The sequence below is a fragment of the Acinetobacter sp. AR2-3 genome, from assembly GCF_001878775.1.
Taxonomy (GTDB): Bacteria; Pseudomonadota; Gammaproteobacteria; order Pseudomonadales; family Moraxellaceae; genus Acinetobacter; species Acinetobacter lwoffii_D.
This window is the reverse complement of the sequence record NZ_MJIQ01000058.1, coordinates 1-2,319: the sequence shown is the minus strand read 5'-3', so window position 1 is coordinate 2,319 and position 2,319 is coordinate 1. Positions and strand designations below refer to the sequence as shown.

Annotated in this window: 3 protein-coding genes; all 3 read left to right on the top strand. The window is 40.6% G+C overall.

Going from position 1 to position 2,319, the window contains the following annotated elements:
* Positions 1-341, top strand: a 341-nt coding sequence (locus BFN00_RS15970) for a hypothetical protein (RefSeq protein ID WP_171260796.1), incomplete at its 5' end; no start/stop codon positions are given.
* Entirely contained in the window at positions 341-631 is a 291-nt protein-coding gene (locus tag BFN00_RS11065; RefSeq protein ID WP_071851674.1) for a hypothetical protein, read from the top strand. The genes BFN00_RS15970 and BFN00_RS11065, both read left to right, overlap by 1 nt.
* 84 nt (positions 632-715) lie before the next feature.
* Positions 716-2,011: a protein rep gene (locus BFN00_RS11060; protein ID WP_071851672.1), complete on the top strand. Its 1,296-nt coding sequence runs from the start codon at positions 716-718 to the stop codon at positions 2,009-2,011.
* Positions 2,012-2,319 lie beyond the last annotated feature (308 nt).

The following is a 2,319-nucleotide window of genomic DNA, read 5'->3' as shown; positions in this document are numbered from 1 at the left end:
AATATGAAATGAATGCTAACGAACAGACTTCTGATTCTAAGCCTGAAATTAAACCTTTCACTACTAAAGCTCCAGTACACGTTATTGAGGCTTTAGATGCTATTGCTCATCATATGAATATGAATCGCAATGCTTTAGTCCTAAAGCTTATTAATCAATATTTACCTGAAGCTTTTATTTCATATTCCGTCGCTTACAACCAAGCCATTAATAATGGGTTCGCTGACGATAAGGATGTTATTACCGATATGGATTTAATGATTAAAAACACAGAACTAAGTACAGAAGCTGAAAAGTACCTTCAGGACGCAATTATTCAAACTTTAGTGAGTAACTCATAATGATCAACTTACAAGGAACTCTAATTAATGCTTTCCGTATGGACGGTGGTAAGGGTAAAGATGGGAAAGAGTACGAAGCGCGTGACAAGGTACAAATTCTTGGTTCGTTGGAACTACCAAACGGAGAGATTAAACACGAACTTGTCGATCTAACTGTTGATGACGCTACCCTCTACCAGCCACTAAAAAATAAAGTAATTTCTATCTCCTGCGGTGCTATGGCCGTAGGTCGTAATGTTGTTTTTTATGTTCGAAAAGGTGCAAAGCCTGTTTTAGCAGAAGCAATGTGAAACGTGAAAAAAAACAGTGAGTTAGCGAAGCTTCTCGCTGTTTTTTCTTTTACTTGATACTATTGATTAAAGTGGGGACAAAAATTGCTTAAAAAAGACAATAAAAAAGCCCATATTTCAGAAGCTTTGGCGGGCGGAGAAATACAGGCTTTGCAATCTGCAAACGCAGATCAACACAGGGATAGAATAACACGTTTTGCGACTTTGAAACATAGGGCTAAGAATCAGGAAAATTATTTATTTACCCTGGCTAAGTTTAAAGAGAACTATGAAAAAGACGTTAAAAACGAAGAATCTATCAAAGCTCTAAAATCTGCTCAGAAATTGAATGAATGCGGAAATTATCTGCTATTCAAAAATTTTTACACAATAGGCGAAGTTAAGCTTTCTAAACTCCGTACTTGCGGACAGCATTTGCTTTGTCCTTTCTGTGCTGCCATTCGTGCTTCTCGTGCTATCCAAAAATACGTTGAACGTATTGACCAAGTCCTGCAAGAAAATCGCAAGCTAAAGCCCGTTCTAATCACGCTCACCGTTAAAAATGGTTCTGACCTAGCAGAACGCTCTGAACATCTCATGAAGTCCTTTAGGAAGCTCCTAGATCGTCGTAGGGACTATGAGAAGAAGGGTCGAGGTTTTAACGAGTTCTGTAAGGTTCAAGGTGCTATGTATTCATATGAAAATACATTCAATGAAAAAACAGGTGAATGGCATCCTCATATTCATATGTTCGCTTTAGTCGATAATTGGATTGATCAGCAAGAATTTTCAGAATATTGGCATAGCCTTACTGGGGATTCGATGGTTGTCGACGTCCGTAGGGCAAAAAAAGAAAAAGGTTACGGTTATAGCAAAGCGGCTGCTGAAGTCTGTAAGTATGCTTTAAAGTTTGGCGATCTGTCCGTTGAAAAGACTTGGGAAGCGTTTAAGGTTCTCAAGGGCAAGCGTTTAACAGGTTCTTTTGGTCTGCTATGGGGTGTCAAAATCCCTGACACAATGACAGATGATATGCCATTAGAAGATTTGCCATATCTCGAAATGCTCTACAAGTTCGCCTACAGTAAAAAATCTTACTACGACTTACTAACTACACGACACGTAGAGCCACATAGCAAGGACAACGACGACGAGGAGGAGCTTCGACAACGAGGAGAAGGCGGACGAAGCGATTTGGCGATAACGAACGAAGCGAGGACGTTGCCGGTGCGAGGGCACGCAGTCACGGAACGACCACAGCGAGGACGTAAAAAAGCCCACTGGAGAATCCCACCTAAAACACGTGTTCGAGTTCGTCAGAGAATTCGAAGATGGGACGGCATTATGTACAACATTGATTTATTCCCATATGTCGAACATAGGCTATTAGCCTTCATCGGTTAGTACCTGTTTCATAGAAACGCGGAAGCGTGCATTCCATGAAATGCGCACTTATGCAAACTTTCAGTTTGCAGTGCTTTCACCAGTAGCAGAGGGCGCGGAGTGCGCCCGAACTGACATCATAAGAATTTCAAAACCTCCCTTCTCTGATTACAAGCTTCCTTTTGCCTTTCTCCGGAAAGTTTTAGCCATCCCGAATGGGTGGCGTCGCAATGTAACTTGACAAAGATTACAGGAGTATTATTATTCGTATTACGCACGAAAAATACATTAAATAATTTGAGGAAATAGATATGTGCATGTCATTTGGA

Bases quoted from the DNA above. Each gene is read 5' to 3' on its own strand.
- BFN00_RS11065 (WP_071851674.1), top strand. From the start codon at position 341: ATGATCAACTTACAAGGAACTCTAATTAATGCTTTCCGTATGGACGGT.